This window comes from Shimia fortis, from assembly GCF_040225985.1.
Lineage (GTDB): Bacteria > Pseudomonadota > Alphaproteobacteria > Rhodobacterales > Rhodobacteraceae > Shimia.
Window position 1 is genome coordinate 46,357 of sequence record NZ_JBBPEU010000010.1, and the last position, 16,385, is coordinate 62,741.

Genomic DNA, 16,385 nt, shown 5'->3' on the forward strand with positions numbered 1-16,385 from the left:
TGTGCCGCGTCTCAGGCCGAGGCGCGGTGCGCGCTACCGTTGTTCAGATGGCTGTCGAACAGGGCCGCCGAAGTGTCAAAAACATAGCGGCGGGTCTCGGGGACTTCCATCATGACCTCGTGTTCGCCATCTTTCAGCAATTCCAGCGTGCCGCCGGGCCAGCTGGCCATCCGCTGATGGATGCGGGCGGGATCGACGATCTGTTCATTGTCGCCAAGGAAGGTCGTGCAGGGCAGGTCCGGGGCAGGACGGCGCGCCAGATCGCGCATCTCGGTCAGCGCCTCGTGCAGCCAGTGCAGTGACGGGCCACCAAGGGCAAGATCAGGGTAGGTGCCGACCTGATCCTGCATGTAACGGTACATCTCGGGATCGCGGGTCAGGGTGTTGCCCTGAAATGGTTCGGCCAGAACATAGGTCTCGGGTTTGGTGCCGGGGGCCAGCTTGTGTCCCATGCCTGTGCGTTTGCTGCCCCAGGACATGGCCCAGGCGGCCGGGCGGGTCACGGCGGACATCAGGATGCCCCACATCGGTGCGCTGAACACGGCGGCATTGACCGGCAGGCCCGACATCACGGCGCGCAGGCCGATACAGCCGCCCATGGAATGGCCGATCAGGAAATACGGTTTGGGCAGGTCCAGCGCCGCTGCGGCGTCTAGCGCGGCGGCGATGTCTGTCTGGTAATCGGTGAAGGCGGTGACATAGCCCGCCGCGCGGTCGTCGATCAGCCGGTCAGCCAGCCCCTGACCGCGCCAGTCGATGGCCAGCATGGCATAGCCGCGCTGCGCAAACTCACCGGCGGCGCGACCATATTTTTCGACATATTCGGTACGGCCCGGAAACATCAGGACCGTGCCTTTTTCTTCTGCCGCGCGCCAATGGGCGACGCGGATCCGCACCCCGTCCTGTGTCATCACCCAATGCGCGGTTCCGGACTCGGGGCCCTTGGCGACATCGGCGTGGAAAGGAGCGGGATGCAGGGTCATTATGCCAGAACTCCGCCGAGTTTCATCGCCTGGCCCATGTCGCCGTCGATCGACAGCTTGCCCGACATGAAGGCGGCGGTCGGGTTCAGATCACCTTCGAGGATCGACTGGAACGTGTCGGCATCGGCGGTCATGGTGACGTCAGCGTCATCGTCGCTGGCGCGAACGCCGTCACCGTCGATGATGATGGCGCCTTCGCCTTCGATCACGAACTTCGCCGAGCCGTCAAAGCTGTCGCCGGCCAGTTTGTCTGCAAGGGCCGAAACGGCTGCGTTTACGATATCGCTCATATGTGTATCCTCCGGGGTCTGGCGCATCTGGTAATTCACAGCGCGCACGCTAATATCAACCGTGTTATGGGCATCTTGACTCAATATCTCAAACCTACCGTCGCGGCAGCCCTTTCGGCAATAGCGTTTTTGCAACCATCAGTTGCGCTATCCGCCGATCTTGACGCGTTGATGTTACAATTGCGTGACGCCGATCCCAGGGATGCGGCGCGTCTGGCTGATGAAATCCAGCTGGAATGGAGCAAATCAGGCTCGGCCACGGCGGATTATCTGCTGAAACGCGGGCGCGACGCAATGGAGCGCGGCGATACCACAGCGGCGCTCGAACATCTTACGGCGCTGGTCGATCATGCGCCTGATTTTGCCGAGGGCTGGGTGACGCGGGCCGGGGTTTATTTCCATGCGGGCCTTCTGGGGCCGGCGGTGCATGATCTGGAACAGGCGCTGGCGCTGAACCCGCAGCATTTCGAAGCGATCATCGGGCTGGCCACCTTGTTTGAAATGATTGATCGCCCGGACGAGGCCTATGAGGCCTATCTTCAGGTCAAGGCTATACATCCCGCCCACCCCGACGTAACAGAGGCCCTGCAACGACTCGCGCCTCTGGTCAAAGGCCAGACTCTCTAAGACAGCGGACCAACACCATGTCCTTACCGGGCCGGATCACGGCGGTTCTCGGGCCGACCAACACGGGCAAGACCCATTATGCCATCGAACGCATGTTGGGATATCGTACCGGTATCATCGGGCTGCCGCTGCGTCTTCTTGCGCGCGAGGTCTATGACCGGATTGTCGCCGTGCGCGGGCCGTCGGTTGTAGCCCTTGTTACGGGCGAAGAGCGGATCGTGCCGCCGCGCGCGCAATATTGGGTCTGTACCGTTGAAGCCATGCCAGAGGGTATGGGCACCGATTTTCTGGCCATAGACGAAATCCAGCTTTGCGCCGATCCTGAGCGTGGACACGTGTTCACCGACCGCCTGCTGCGCGCGCGCGGCACGCACGAAACCCTGTTTCTGGGCAGTGACACGATGCGCGGGCCGATAGCGGCGCTGGTGCCGCGGGTCGAGTTCATGCGCCGCGAACGCATGTCGACCCTGTCCTATTCCGGCAGTCGCAAGATCAGCCGGATGCAGCCACGCTCGGCCATTGTCGGGTTCTCGGTCGATAGCGTCTATGCCATCGCCGAGTTGCTGCGCCGCCAGAAAGGGGGCGCTGCTGTAGTCATGGGGGCGCTGTCGCCGCGCACCCGCAATGCGCAGGTCGATCTCTATCAGAACGGGGATGTGGATTACCTTGTCGCGACCGACGCGATCGGCATGGGGCTGAACCTTGATATCGACCATGTCGCGTTTTCCTCGACCGTGAAATTCGATGGGCGCCGGATGCGCCCGCTGGCCCCGAACGAGTTGGCGCAGATTGCCGGCCGGGCCGGACGCGGAATGAGCCACGGCACCTTTGGCGTCACGGGCGAGGCGCGGCCGCTGGACGATGCGGTGGCCGAGGCGATCATGGAGCACCGGTTCACGCCGCTGAAAAAGCTGAACTGGCGCAATGCGCGGCTTGAATTCGGCACGGTGGACGCTCTGATCCGGTCGCTGGAAGTGCCGCCCGAGGACGAATTGCTGGTCAAGGCCCGCGAGGCTGATGACCTGATGGCGCTCAAATCCCTGCAGCAATCCGCAGAGGTGGTGGCCCGTGCCAGCGATGCGAAATCTGTCCGGCTGTTGTGGGATGTTTGCCGCATTCCCGATTTCCGCGGCATCAGCCACGCTGAACACGCCAGCCTGATCGAGGGAATTTTCGGCTATCTGCACGAAAAAGGGCGTGTGCCAGACGACTGGATGGCGCGGCAGGTCAAAAGGATCGACCGGACAGAAGGCGACATTGACACATTGTCGAAACGTCTGGCCTATATCCGCACGTGGACATATGTCGCGCAGCGAAACGGCTGGGTGCATGACGAAAACCATTGGCGCGGCGAGACCAGCGCTGTAGAAGATCGCCTGTCGGATGCGCTGCACGCCAAGCTGACAGAGAAATTTGTGGATCGGCGCACATCCGTATTGCTGCGCCGGCTCAAACAGAAGGAGGCCCTTTTGGCCGAAGTGAATGACAAGGGTGAGGTGACCGTCGAAGGAGAATTCGTCGGTCGGCTCGAAGGGTTCCGTTTCATCGCGGATCAGGCGGCTGCCGGACAGGAAGCCAAGACACTCAAGCAGGCGAGCCTGCAGGCGCTTGCGCCGCAGTTCCACCTGCGCGCGGACCGGTTCTATAACGCGCCGGACACCGAGATCGACTTTACCGAACAGGGTGGTCTGATGTGGGGTGAATACGCGGTGGGCAAACTGGTGGCGGGCAGCGACCCGCTCAAGCCCGGTGTCGAGGTGTTCGTTGATGACGAGGCCGGCGCCGAGGTGGCCCAGAAGGTCCAGCGTCGCCTGCAACATTTCATCGACCGCAAGGTGGCCGCGCTGTTTGAACCGCTTCTGAACCTCAGCCGTGACGAAGAACTGACCGGCCTGGCGCGTGGCTTTGCCTTCCGCATGGTCGAGGCCATGGGCATCCTGCCACGGGGCGAGGTAGCCCAGGAAGTCAAGGATCTGGATCAGGACGCCCGCGGCGCGCTGCGCAAGCATGGCATCCGGTTTGGCCAGTTCACCATTTTCATGCCGCTTCTGCTGAAACCCGCGCCGACCCGTCTGCGTCTGGTGCTCTGGTCGCTGGCGCAGGGATTGCAGGATTTCCCCGAAGCACCACCGCCGGGTCTGGTGACCGTGCCGGCTGGCCAGTCACTGCCGCGCGGATATCACGCCATGGCGGGCTATCGTGCTGCGGGTGAACGGGCCATCCGTATCGACATGCTGGAACGTCTGGCTGACATGCTGCGCGTCGAAGACAGCCGCGGCGGGTTCGAGGGCAAGGCCGACATGCTGTCGATCACCGGCATGACACTGGACCAGTTCGCAGACCTCATGCAGGGCCTTGGCTACAAAGCCGAGAAGGGCGAGCGCGAAAAGGTCAAACAGGTCGCTGAAACCCCGGCCGGAGCATCGGATGACGTCCCCGCCGCAGTGGACGTGGCCGAAGCTGCAACCCCTTCGGAAGAGGCCCCTGCCGACGCGCCGGTCGAAGCACCGGTCGAGGACGCAGTCGCCGAGGCAGCAGCCGAACCCGCCGTCGAAACTACGCCTGAGGATACCGGCCCCGAGATGGAGGTGTTCTACACGTTCACCTGGGCGGGCAACCGTCAGGCCGGACGCGGCCCGCGCCGTGACCGTGGCCAGCAGGGCGGTGGACGCCATGACCAGGGTGACAAGCCGCGTGGCAAGGGCGGCAAGCCCAAGGGTAAAGGCCCGCGCCGCGACGCAGGCCCCAAAAAGTTCGAGGCCCGTCCGCCCCGCAAGGAAAAAGCCATTGACCCCGACAACCCGTTTGCCGCCGCGCTGATGGGGCTCAAGGACAAGGGCTGAAGAAAACGGCGGGCCGGATGTTCTGGCCCGCAGCCATTTCGGGATCCGTCGTGACCACGCCAAACCCCAAACAACGCCTTGATAAATGGCTTTGGCATGCGCGGTTCTTCAAAACCCGCACGCTGGCCGCCAAGGTGGTTAGCGGCGGCCATGTCCGCGTGAACGCCGGCAAGGTGGCCAAACCCAGCCACGGCGTAGTCGTCGGCGACGTTCTGACCTTTCCGCAGGCCCGTGACATCCGCGTGGTGCGGATCGAAGGTTTTGCCGAAAACCGCGGCCCTGCGCCCGAAGCGCAAAAGCTGTATTTGGATTTGAGCGAAGTCAAAGACAAAGTTCCGCGCTCTCCGAGATATGAGGGAAAGGGGCGTCCAACCAAGAAAGATCGGCGGCAGCTTGATCTTAAACGTGGCGTTGAACTTGATTGATCTGGTCCGGTGGATTAGGTCATTCGCTGAAAATGTGTAAATGAGACTCGTCTAATGACCTATGTCGTGACCGATAACTGTATCGCCTGCAAATACACCGACTGTGTGGAAGTCTGCCCCGTCGATTGTTTCTACGAGGGCGAGAACACCCTTGTGATCCATCCCGACGAATGCATCGACTGTGGCGTCTGCGAGCCTGAATGCCCGGCGGATGCCATCCGGCCCGATACCGAACCGGACATGGAGAAATGGGTCGACTTCAACCGGAAATATTCGGAAATCTGGCCGGTCATCATCTCCAAGAAAGACCCGCTGCCCGACGCGGAAGAGCGTGACGGCGAAGAAGGCAAGCTCGAGAAATACTTCTCGGAGGCGCCCGGAGAAGGCGGCTGAGACTGATTCGCGGCGATGACAGGTGCGGATTTCGGAGAAAACCCGCCTAAATCGTTGCGAAAACACGGAAAATAGACCGAATAAGGCGCTCCTGCTTTAATCGGGCCGTTTTTTGTGTTATATACATGTTACAGACGAAATAACTGCCTGCATGCCATCCGGGTCGCCACGCCCGCGATGGTTTTTTACGCCACAGGACGACCCGCATCGGGAACATTGCTTTCCCGTGCGTGTGGTTTTGTCTCGCGAATAACTGGGCACTCGTAAGGAAAGATTGCATGAGCAAAGCCAAGAAGAACGAATTTCGCCCGAACGACTATGTTGTTTATCCCGCGCACGGGGTTGGACAGATCGTGTCCATCGAAGAACAGGAAGTCGCCGGGATGCAGCTGGAGCTGTTCGTGATCTCGTTCGAAAAAGACAAGATGACGCTGCGCGTTCCCACCAACAAGGCGACCGAGATCGGCATGCGCGGTCTGAGCTCGCCCGACGTGGTGAACCAGGCAATGACGACGCTCAAGGGCAAGGCCAAGGTGAAACGCGCGATGTGGTCGCGCCGCGCCCAGGAGTATGAACAGAAGATCAACTCGGGCGACCTGATCGCGATTGCCGAGGTGGTGCGCGACCTGCACCGCACCGACGACCAGCGCGAACAGAGCTATTCCGAGCGTCAGCTGTATGAAGCCGCGCTGGAGCGTCTGACCCGCGAAGTTGCCGCCGTATCCGGTGGTGACGAAGCCGCCGCCGCCAAGCAGGTGGATGACGTGCTGGTGTCGCGCGCTGCCGCCGCGTAACCACCAAACACATGAGATGCGAAGGGCCGTGCCGATCTGGCGCGGCCTTTTCTTTTACGGGGTGCAGGCTTTGGGCTGCCATACCTGCCGCAAGCGTGTCTTTGCAAAGAAGAAGAGAGGGCGCGGTCAGAGGGTCAGGGCGCAGAGCAGGGCAATTTCGCTGATCTGCTGGGTCGCGCCCAAAACATCGCCCGTCTGGCCGCCGATCTTGGATCGCGCGATGAGCGCGGCGCAAAGAGCAGACAGGCCTGCAAGGCCAATCAGTATCAGCGCGAAGGGACCGGACAGCGCCAGCGCGGTCAGAGCAGCCAGCGCCGCTGCGATCATTGCCGTGGCAGTGCCGGGGCGGCCCTGCGCGTGCGAGAGGCCGAAATCACGGGCATGGGGCAGGGCGGCCATCAGCGCCGGCATCGTGGCCCGCGACAGGACTGCCGTGGCCAGCAGGGCCGGGAACCAGCCCGTTTGCGCAAGGATCAAGCTCACCGCGCCCCAGCGCCCCGCCAGGGACAGGCACAGCGCGATTACGCCATAGCTGCCGATTTGGCTGTCTTTCATGATCTCGAGACGCCGCGCCGTCTCCCAGCCGCCCCAGAACCCGTCGGCGCAATCGGCCAGCCCGTCCTCGTGCATGGCGCCGGTCAGGACCACCGTCGCCGCCAGCCACACCAGTGCGGCCAGCATCGGTGTCAGTCCGACCGAGAGCGCGGCCCAAGTCGGCAGCGCCGCGAGGCCCGAGACCACCACGCCGGCGAAGGGATAGGCCCAGGCCGCCCGCGCGCCGCGTTCGAACCGCGCCCGAACCGGCACACGGGTCAATAGAGCGATGGTCGTGGCCAGATCCTCGAACCGCAGCAGCGATGTGTCGTCCTTTGCCATGTCGGGGTCTCTTTCCTGACTTGTGGGGCGCGCCTGATCCGGTAAACAACGCGTGACAGCATAATTCAACAGGAGCGCCGACCATGTCCGCCACTTTTTCGACCCTCGCCGAGTTTCACACCCTTCTCGGGGCGGCACCGGGGCCAGACACCAAGGCGATGGGCGAGGCCGAAGCGCGCAACGGCCAGTTGACGAAACCCCCCGGCGCGCTGGGGCGGCTTGAGGACATGGCGATCTGGTATGCGGGATGGCGCGGGCGCGTGCGCCCCGCGATCGATGCCCCGCAGGTGATTGTCTTTGCGGGCAATCACGGGATTACCGCGCAGGGTGTGTCGGCCTTTCCCGCCGAAGTGACCGAGCAGATGGTACTGAACTTCGAGCATGGCGGCGCGGCCATCAACCAGCTGTCCAAGGCAGCAGGCGCGTCGCTGGATGTGATCGCGCTGTCGCTGGATACCGCCACCGCGGATTTCACCCAAGAGCCCGCCATGGACGAAGCTGGCGTCGTGGCGGCGCTGCGGGCGGGCTGGGACGCGGTCAAGACGGATGCGGACCTATTGGTCGTGGGTGAAATGGGGATCGGCAACACGACCTCTGCTGCCGCGATTGCTTTTGCCCTATATGGCGGGACGGCCGAGGATTGGGTCGGGCGCGGTACCGGCGTGGATGATGCTGGTCTCGCCAACAAGGCCCGCGTCGTGCGCGAAGGCGTCGCCAAACATGGTGGCGCAGAGGGGCTCGAAGTGCTGCGCTGTCTGGGTGGGCGGGAATTGGCGGCGATGGCGGGCGCCATTGCGCGGGCGCGGGCCATGCGCATTCCTGTGATCATGGACGGGTTTATCTGCACTGCGGCGGCGGCCACGCTTGAGGCGGCGCAGACGGGGGCGCTGGACCACGTGATTGCCGGCCATGTCAGCGCCGAGGCCGCGCATGAGGCCGTTCTGGACAAGCTGGGCAAGAGGCCGATTCTGTCGCTGGGGATGCGACTTGGCGAAGGGTCTGGCGGGGCCTTGGCCATCAATATCCTGAAATCTGCCGTGGCCTGCCATTCCGGCATGGCCACCTTTGCCGAGGCCGGGGTCTCGGAAGACTAAACGCGCAGGGGCGCGACTGCGCCCCGTTTTGCCATCGTCAGGCGCGTTTTTCCTTGTCCTGCTCCAGAAGGGTCAGAAGCGAAAGCTCCAACTCTTTTTCCAGTTCGCGGGCGCGCGCGATATATTCCGGGTTCTCGGCGGCGGAACGTTCGGGATCCCAGAGATCGGCCAGTTCGCGCAGCGTATATCGGTCATGCTGGTAAAACGCCTGTTCGGCCTGCGCCGCCTCGTAGTCGTTCAGCCCGCTGTTCTCCAACACATAGCGCCCCGCGCGCAAAGATGAGTCGAACATCTCGCGCACGATATCATTCGCCCCCGCCTGATAGAGTTGATACACATGATGCCGGTCATGGGCACGCGCCACGATATGTAACGCGGGGTGTTCGCGGCGGGCATGTTTGACAAGCCGGGTCGTCGCCGCCGGATCATCCAGCGCCGCAACCAGAACCCGTGCATTGGCCAGACCCGCCGCATGCAGAAGTTCGGGGCGCGTGGGGTCGCCGAAGAAGCCTTTGACCCCAAAGCGCCGCATCAGTTCGATCGTGCGGATATCGTGGTCCAGCACGACGGTTTTCAGGCCGACCGAGCGCACCAAACGGTTCACGATTTGCCCGAAACGACCAATCCCTGCGATGATGATGGGCCCTTGTTCGTCGATCTCGTCATCGGGGCGCAGCGCTTCGTCACCGTCGCCCAGTTTGCGCGAGGCAATGTCATAGACGATGAACAGCAACGGCGTGATCAGCATCGACAACGCCACGATGAGCATCAGGTGTTCGGCAAGATAGGGCGGCAACACGTTCTGTTGCAGCGAGAAGGAAATCAGCACAAAGCCGAATTCCCCCGCCTGCGCGAGCGACAGCGTGAACAGCATCTGATCGCGGCCCCGCAAGTTGAACGCGCGTCCGAGGATATACAGGATCACGCCCTTGATGAACATGATCCCGAGCGTCACGCCAAGGATCGGCAAGGGGTTGGCAAAGAACCCCGGAAAATCGATCTGCGCCCCCACCGTGATGAAGAACAATCCAAGCAACAGCCCCTTGAAGGGCTGGATATCGCTTTCCAGTTCATGCCGGAATTCCGTGTTGGCCAGCAGAACCCCCGCAAGAAAGGTGCCAAGTGCGGGCGACAGGCCGACCATGGTCATCAACAGGGCGATGCCAACCACGATCAGCAGGGCAAAGGCCGTATACATCTCACGCAGGCGTGCGCCGTGAATGAAATGGAAAATCGGCCCGACTAGGTACATGCCCGCCAGAACCACCGCCCCGACTGCCCCCAGCGTGACGAGCGTCACCCCCCATCCGGGCAGCCCCTCGACAAGTGAGTAGCTGGCATGGGCATCATGGCCGTGATCGGATTTGACGATGGATCCGTTGGCCGTGATCTCCATGACCTCGGGCATCGCCAGCAGCGGCAGGATGGCCAGCATCGGGATGACCGCGATATCCTGTGTCAGAAGCACCGAAAAGGCGGACCGCCCCCCGCTGGTCTTCATCAGGTTCTTTTCGTTCAGCGTTTGCAGGACGATCGCGGTCGAGGACAGGGCAAAGATCATGCCAACGGCGATCGATATATTGATCGAGAACCCGTACAGCATGGTGCCAACCATGATGGCGCCGCCGGTCAGCGCGATCTGCATCCCCCCAAGACCCAGCAATTTGTGTCGCATCGCCCAGAGAGCGCGCGGATCGAGTTCCAGACCAATCAGGAATAGCATCATCACCACGCCGAATTCGGCATAGTGCAGCAGGCTCTCGGGTTGGTGAATCAACCCCAGCACCGGCCCGATTACCACACCGGCCAGCAGATACCCCAGCACCGACCCCATCCCGAGCCGCGCCGCAATAGGCACCGCGATGACGGCGGCCAACAGGAAAACAGTTGCTTGAAACAGAACTCCGTCCATTTTCTATCCTTTTTGCGGCCGCCTCAGGTGGGCAGGGGGGCATCGCGTTTGAATTGGTCCATCACAATCTGGCTTTGCACACGGCTTACAGCTGGATGTGGCAGCAACACTTCGTGAATCAAGGTATTGAGCGCGCTCAGGTCTTCACAATAGATGCGCAACAGGTAATCCGCATCCCCCGTCAGGGTCCATGCGCTGATGACTTCGGGGCGGGTGCTGACCAGGGACAGGAAGGCGCGGCCATGTTCCGGCCCGTGCACCCCCAGCGTGATCTGGATAAAGGCCTGCACGTTCAGACCCAGTTTTCCCGGATCAAGCCGTGCCGTGTAAGACTGGATATAGCCCTCGGATTCCAGCCGTTGCCGCCGCCGACCGGCCTGGCTGGGCGAAAGATTCAGAATCTCTCCCAACTCTTGCGCCGTCAGATGGGCGTTTTTCTGCAAAGCCGCCAGCAGGCGTTTGTCCATGTGATCCAGCATTGCACGTTTTCCGCATGGTTTGTGTATTTGATGCTTAGTTTACGCGTTTCATGTGAAGGTTGCACGTCACTTTGCGCAAAATCCGTGTGCGGCCCCGCATATATTATGTGCAGCGAACATTACTTCAGCACATCACACCAAGGAGACGCGATATGGGTCCTTTCCCGCATGATGCCCCCCGGGCCGAGATTTCCGATTTCAACCCCGCCGGAACCGACGGGTTCGAATTTGTCGAATTCGCCCATCCCGAACCGCAGGAACTGCGCGACCTGTTTGCCAAGATGGGCTTTGCCCATGTGGGCAACCACAAGGCCAAGGCCGTCGAGCTGTGGCAGCAGGGCGATATCACCTATATCCTGAACACCGATCCAAACAGCTTTGCTGCGCGTTTCGTGGAAGAGCACGGCCCCTGCGCCCCGGCGATGGGCTGGCGCGTGGTGGATGCGCAAAAGGCGTTCGACCACGCGGTGGCACAGGGTGCCGAACCTTACGAGGCCGACGACAAAACACTCGACTGGCCTGCGATCAAGGGGATCGGTGGCAGCCTGCTGTATTTTACCGACCAGTATTTCGACACCTCGCCCTATAACGAGGAATTCGACTGGATCGCGACCTCGAAGCCCAAGGGCGACGGGTTCTATTACCTCGACCACCTGACCCACAATGTCTACAAGGGCAACATGGACAAGTGGTTCAAGTTCTACGGTGACCTGTTCAACTTCCGTGAAATCCGGTTCTTCGACATTGAGGGCAAATTCACCGGCCTGTTCAGCCGTGCGCTGACCTCGCCCTGTGGCAAAATCCGCATCCCGATCAACGAAGACCGCGGCGAAACGGGCCAGATCGTCAGCTATCTGAAAAAATACAATGGCGAAGGCATCCAGCACATCGCCGTGGGCAGCGACGACATCTATGGCTCGACCGATGCGATTGCCGAGAAGGGCCTGAAATTCATGCCCGGTCCGAACGAAACCTATTACGATCTCAGCTATGAGCGCGTGAAGGGTCATGACGAACCCAAGGACCGGATGATGAAGCATGGCATCCTGATCGACGGAGAAGGCGTGGTGAACGGCGGCGAGACCAAGATCCTGCTTCAGATCTTCTCGAAAACCGTGATCGGCCCGATCTTCTTTGAATTCATCCAGCGCAAAGGCGATGACGGGTTCGGCGAAGGCAACTTCAAGGCCCTGTTCGAGTCGATCGAACGGGAACAGATCGAAACCGGAGAAATTCAGGCCGCCGAATAAGGCCCGAAGTCTTCAGGGAGGTGCGCCGTCCGGCCAATGGGTCGGGCGGCGTTTTTTATACAGGGGCAGGGCGGTAGAGGCCGGGGGCGAGTGTCTCGGCCGCTTCTTTGATCTGCTCGGGCGGGGTGCCCGGCGGTAGGGGGGCGCCATAGAACACGTCATGTTTCTGCCCCAGCTTGGCAAACAATTCCGACGCATAGCGCAACGAGGCGACGGTGCGGGCAAAGCCCTCGTTGCCGCCGCTCAGGAACCGCGCGATGTTGCGGGTGCGATAATAATGGCGCGAATTGCGCATGTTGGCCGAGGCAGGCACGATTTCGACATTGCAGGCGGCGGACACGCGGGTGGTGCCGCTGCGCCATTCGGGTTCGACAAGATACCCGTTCTTGTCCTCGAACGGCACGCGCCCCGATCCAAAGATCAGCAGCGCGCCGCCGGTTTCAAGATGGGCTTTCATCTCGTGCTGCGTGGCACGGGCGCGCTGGGTGCGGTTGTTCTTGTCCACGTCCACCGGAATGATTGTGTCTTCGCCCAGAAACCGCTCGGCCTCGCGGTTGGCGACGACCTTGATGTCGGTGCGGTGATCCATCAGCGCGGCCGCATGGGCCACAAAATCAAACGTCCCCACGGGATGCGTCGAGGCGATGATCGTGGGGCCGGTTTTTGGGATATTCTCAAGACCATGGGGCGTCACCGGCGTGCCGCCGTTTTCATCCAGCAGCATCTGGATCAGGTCGCGCCCTTGTCGGCCATCCAGCCGGATCAGGATGTTCTCTACCTCGCGCAAGGCAAAGAAACTCTGGCCCGTAAAGGTGCGGTTGAAGGCGTCGATCACTGACATGGCCATCCGCAGCGCCTTGATGCGCAACGCTGCCCCTTCTGTGATCTGAAGCCGTGCACGAAGAAGGTCGTCCATGGGATTGGTTTTGTTCTTCTTTTCCAAGGTCGTCTCGTCGTTCCCGCGCAAGGTTCGGCCACGCTAGCACAAGTTATCGCGCGCGCGCATCATGAATTTGCGCGCCCGGACAGAGCAAAGACGTTTCGAGGTCTGGAAAACGCGCCGCGTTACCCTTTTGGCAGCTTCAGCACGATGTTCTTGCCGGATTTCTGATAGCGCAGCTCGGTCTCGCCGATAGCGGACACTTTGCCGCCGTCGATCCGGTCGCCGACCTGTACCTTTTTGTACCGCCCCGACGACAAACGCACCAGCGCGCGGCGGCTCGAGGCAGTGCCGTAGACGCCGATCAGGTTGACCTTGTTGAGGTTGATCGCGTTTTTGATTGTGGCCTGACGTGCCACCGACGCCTTGGACGGGATCGAGGGTGTCACACTGGCCGCAACAGGCGAAGCCACCACCGGATCGGCGGGTTTCGCGCGGTTGGCAAGCTGCGCAATATTGGCCGGGCGCTGGCGCGGTTTCAGAGACTCTTTCACCGCCAACCGCGTCGGGGTTTGATCTAGCTCCTGCTCTTCCTTGCTGGTGAACGGGCGGGCCTTGGGGCGCTTGTTGCCAAGTTCGGCGATCGACAGACCACCATTCGCGGCGCGTTCGCTGTTTTCAACAAGGTCGGTGGGGCGTGCGCGTGGGCGAAGCTCGGCAAGCCGCGCGGCCTCTTCCGACAGGATGGATTGGGCCAGTGCCTCGCGGTCAGGGAATGTGTCGGGCAGCACAGGCGGACGCCCGAGATAGACCAGCGTGCCCGAGGGTGTCAACGCACCTTCTGGGGTCGCAATTACGAGGCCACGCTCGTCCAGATCATAGGTGGTACCCACGGCGGGGGTCGAGATCTGGCGCGGCAATGACGCGTCTAGCATCAGCCCGCTCACATCCGGCAGCGCCAGCGCATCCACGCCCGGAATCGGCGCATCAATTGAAGCGATGTAAAGGTCATCCGTACCCCCGCTGGTCAGCGTCGCCGGCGGTTCGGGCGCGCGTTCCCAGATGCCGGTCACAGCATAACGCGCGCGGGCTTCCTGCTCGGTCGGGGCGGTGGGATGGGCCATGTCTTCTTCTGTGGCTTCCACCAGCGCGCTGTCGACCAGATTGCCCGCGGCATCGACGGTGCCCGTCTCAAGGGTTTCGACAGCCTCGGGGCTGACCCGCACCGTTTCAACGGGCGGTTTCTCGGCGTGGCCTTCGGGGATGGTCACGATTTCAAGATCTTCGGGCGCCGGGGCAGGCACCGTATCGCCCGGCAGCGGCGCCGGTGCGATCTCGACGATCTGGGGGGCGATTTCCTCTTCATCCGGGAAAAGGCTGCTGACCCCATCCTCAAGGAAGAACGAGGCCCAGGCCGCCACAAGGGCCAACCCGACCAACAGCAGGGCAGTCAGGATCAGGCCAAGAAAACGCGGCTTGCCCGCGACTTCGGTCTCGCGCGCACCGAACACGGTCATGCGGCGCTTTTCGGAACTCGCTGCGGCAGTCTCTGCTTTTGTCTCCGGGACCTTGGCTTTGCTTTCGGGCTTGGTTTCCGGCTCTGGTGCGGACGTTGCCTCGGGTTTGCTACGGCGGCTGAAGAAAGACGTGACCGTGCCGCCGGTCGTGCCTGTCTCTTCCTCGACCTCGTCCTCGTCGATCTTGAATCCGGCCACAAGTTTGGCCGGATCAAAACGCGGCTCGGTCTGTTCGGTCAGACGGCTTGCACTTGGCGCCGGGGGCAGGTCGGGGGCGTTGACGCCGGTCTGTGATGACGCAGCCGCACCAAGTGCCGGCGCAGCCGCAGGTGCGGCATCCGCCTCCTTGCGCGCCCGTATGCTGGCAAAGCCGGGTGTGGGATCGGCTGGGGCTTCGATAGGTGTTTCGTCTGCTCTGTCGCCGGGGTCGGCCGTGCGGGCTGCGCCTTCGTCTTCGGGGGGCGTGTCCCCGGCCTCTTGCGGCAGGGACAGCAAGGCCCCGTCATCTAGGGGCTCTGCCGCGTCCGTTGCCTCTGGGGCAGGCTCAGGCTCTGGCAAAGGCAATGGACCGGAGCCCACGATCACCACCGGGGTGGTGTCACGTTCGAGTGTGGCCCCCGCCAGAAGCGTTGTACTGGCTTGGGTATCGCCCAGGAATGCCTCGCGGGCGAAACCGGTTTCGGGGTCGGGGGTCGCAACAAAGCTGACCGGGTTGAACGCATGCTCGGCCACAAAGGACTCGGCCTCTTCCAGCGTTTCGCGGGCCACGGCGGCGACATGGGTTTTCCGACCGTCTTTGGCAAGGTCGAAACACAGGTCCTCTGCGCGGTAGGGCGTGCTTTCTTCCAGCGCGGTTTCGGCGGCAAGGCGGCGGTTGGCTTCGCTCTGGCGGCCGGTGTCCAGCGTCAGATATTTGATCTGATCATTAGGCAGGATCAGCTTGGTGCGGAAATCCGGACCATCCAGATCAACCGCCATTTGGCGCATCGCGGCCAAGTCGCCCGCCAAATCGTCCGAATCAAGCGCCACCTCGGCCAACAGGTGCCAGCCACCTTCGACACGGCGTAGCAGGCCGATCCCCTCAAACGACAGCGATAGCGCAAAATTCGGTTTCATGTTGCGGCTTTAGCACCTGGTAACAAAACAAAGAAGCATTTCCTGTGTGGCGAAAGTTTAAGGCAGCTTATTGCCGAAAGAAAGGAAAAGACGGTGACGGGCGCGCTTTGTCCCGCCAGCTTTGCTAGGGTGGGGGTCACAACAGGCAAGAAAGGGCTGCAAGATGCGGATAATATTAGGATTTCTGGTTTACTTGGGATGCGTCGTCGCGGTTGCGGCCGAAACCCCGCAAAAGGCAGGTCGGATCGTCGTGACCGGCGCAGGCCGGATCGAGGTCGTGCCGGATATGGCGGTGATGACATTGGGCGTCTCGCACGAGGCAAAAGAGGCCCGCGCGGCCATTTCCGAGGTCGCGGACAAGGCCAATGACATCCTGACCCGGCTGGACACGATGGGCGTCGCAACGCGTGATATCCAGACCAGCAACCTGTCGCTGCATCCGGTGCGGCGGCATTCGAATGATGGCAAGCCCCCCGTGGTGGAAGGGTATCGCGCGACCAACACCGTAACGGTACGGGTGCGAGACCTGTCCACGCTTGGGGAGGTTTTGACCAATGTGGTTCAGGATGGTGCAAATGAATTCAATGGGTTGCGGTTCGGAGTTCAGGAAATGGACGGCTACCACGACCTTGCGCGCCGGGCTGCCGTGGCCGACGCACAGGCAAAGGCCGCCCTTTATGCCGAGGCCGCCGGCGTCACACTCGGGCCCGTGGTTGAGCTGTCCGAAGGCGGCGGCGACCTGCCACGCCCCGTTCCCATGATGCGCGCCGAGATGGTCGCGGATGCGGCGATGCCCGTGGCCGAAGGAGAAATGACCGTGCGCGCGCAGGTCAGGATGGTCTTCGCGATTGCAGAGTAGGGCGCGGTTTCTCGGCACCACGAAAAAGGCCGCGCAGTCCTGCGCGG

15 protein-coding genes are annotated in these 16,385 nt (G+C 62.1%); 8 read left to right on the plus strand and 7 right to left on the minus strand.

Annotated elements, in window-relative coordinates; all coding sequences use genetic code 11:
* Window positions 1-11: 11 nt before the first annotated feature.
* Entirely contained in the window at window positions 12-983 is a 972-nt protein-coding gene (locus WNE31_RS14645) for an alpha/beta hydrolase (RefSeq protein ID WP_349980686.1), read from the minus strand.
* Entirely contained in the window at window positions 983-1,273 is a 291-nt protein-coding gene (locus tag WNE31_RS14650; RefSeq protein ID WP_349980688.1) for an SCP2 sterol-binding domain-containing protein, read from the minus strand. The genes WNE31_RS14645 and WNE31_RS14650 overlap by 1 nt, the downstream gene beginning before the upstream one ends.
* 66 nt (window positions 1,274-1,339) lie before the next feature.
* Between WNE31_RS14650 and WNE31_RS14655 the strand changes: the two genes are divergently transcribed.
* The 5 genes from WNE31_RS14655 (at window position 1,340) to WNE31_RS14675 (ending at window position 6,355) form a co-directional block, all read left to right on the plus strand.
* Complete coding sequence (locus tag WNE31_RS14655; protein WP_349980690.1) at window positions 1,340-1,900, plus strand: tetratricopeptide repeat protein; 561 nt, start codon at window positions 1,340-1,342, stop codon at window positions 1,898-1,900.
* A gap of 17 nt (window positions 1,901-1,917) precedes the next feature.
* Entirely contained in the window at window positions 1,918-4,743 is a 2,826-nt protein-coding gene (locus WNE31_RS14660; protein WP_349980691.1) for a helicase-related protein, read from the plus strand.
* 17 nt (window positions 4,744-4,760) lie between these two features.
* On the plus strand, window positions 4,761-5,168 hold the full coding sequence (locus WNE31_RS14665; protein ID WP_349980693.1) for an RNA-binding S4 domain-containing protein: 408 nt from the start codon (window positions 4,761-4,763) through the stop codon (window positions 5,166-5,168).
* 54 nt (window positions 5,169-5,222) lie between these two features.
* A complete protein-coding gene (fdxA, locus tag WNE31_RS14670) occupies window positions 5,223-5,561 on the plus strand; it encodes a ferredoxin FdxA (RefSeq protein WP_349980694.1) in 339 nt (112 codons plus the stop codon).
* A 278-nt stretch (window positions 5,562-5,839) separates the two neighbouring features.
* On the plus strand, window positions 5,840-6,355 hold the full coding sequence (locus WNE31_RS14675) for a CarD family transcriptional regulator (protein ID WP_349980696.1): 516 nt from the start codon (window positions 5,840-5,842) through the stop codon (window positions 6,353-6,355).
* A gap of 126 nt (window positions 6,356-6,481) precedes the next feature.
* On the opposite strand, the gene cobS is transcribed toward WNE31_RS14675, so the two are convergent.
* Window positions 6,482-7,231, minus strand: coding sequence for an adenosylcobinamide-GDP ribazoletransferase (cobS, locus tag WNE31_RS14680; protein ID WP_349980698.1), 750 nt, complete (start codon window positions 7,229-7,231; stop codon window positions 6,482-6,484).
* A gap of 83 nt (window positions 7,232-7,314) precedes the next feature.
* On the opposite strand from cobS, the gene cobT reads away from it, so the two are divergent.
* Window positions 7,315-8,325, plus strand: coding sequence for a nicotinate-nucleotide--dimethylbenzimidazole phosphoribosyltransferase (gene cobT, locus WNE31_RS14685; protein WP_349980700.1), 1,011 nt, complete (start codon window positions 7,315-7,317; stop codon window positions 8,323-8,325).
* Window positions 8,326-8,362: 37 nt separating this feature from the next.
* On the opposite strand, the gene WNE31_RS14690 is transcribed toward cobT, so the two are convergent.
* Both WNE31_RS14690 and WNE31_RS14695 read right to left on the minus strand, forming a co-directional pair.
* On the minus strand, window positions 8,363-10,237 hold the full coding sequence (locus tag WNE31_RS14690) for a monovalent cation:proton antiporter-2 (CPA2) family protein (protein ID WP_349980702.1): 1,875 nt from the start codon (window positions 10,235-10,237) through the stop codon (window positions 8,363-8,365).
* A 23-nt stretch (window positions 10,238-10,260) separates the two neighbouring features.
* A complete protein-coding gene (locus tag WNE31_RS14695; protein WP_349980704.1) occupies window positions 10,261-10,716 on the minus strand; it encodes an Lrp/AsnC family transcriptional regulator in 456 nt (151 codons plus the stop codon).
* A gap of 152 nt (window positions 10,717-10,868) precedes the next feature.
* Between WNE31_RS14695 and hppD the strand changes: the two genes are divergently transcribed.
* Window positions 10,869-11,966, plus strand: coding sequence for a 4-hydroxyphenylpyruvate dioxygenase (hppD, locus tag WNE31_RS14700; RefSeq protein ID WP_349980705.1), 1,098 nt, complete (start codon window positions 10,869-10,871; stop codon window positions 11,964-11,966).
* A 55-nt stretch (window positions 11,967-12,021) separates the two neighbouring features.
* On the opposite strand, the gene WNE31_RS14705 is transcribed toward hppD, so the two are convergent.
* Both WNE31_RS14705 and WNE31_RS14710 read right to left on the minus strand, forming a co-directional pair.
* The gene (locus tag WNE31_RS14705; protein ID WP_349980706.1) at window positions 12,022-12,882 is read right to left on the minus strand and encodes a 1-acyl-sn-glycerol-3-phosphate acyltransferase; all 861 of its coding nucleotides are present in this window, start codon (window positions 12,880-12,882) and stop codon (window positions 12,022-12,024) included.
* Window positions 12,883-13,031: 149 nt separating this feature from the next.
* A complete protein-coding gene (locus WNE31_RS14710) occupies window positions 13,032-15,479 on the minus strand; it encodes a hypothetical protein (protein WP_349980707.1) in 2,448 nt (815 codons plus the stop codon).
* 163 nt (window positions 15,480-15,642) lie between these two features.
* On the opposite strand from WNE31_RS14710, the gene WNE31_RS14715 reads away from it, so the two are divergent.
* The gene (locus WNE31_RS14715; protein WP_349980708.1) at window positions 15,643-16,338 is read left to right on the plus strand and encodes an SIMPL domain-containing protein; all 696 of its coding nucleotides are present in this window, start codon (window positions 15,643-15,645) and stop codon (window positions 16,336-16,338) included.
* Window positions 16,339-16,385: the final 47 nt, after the last annotated feature.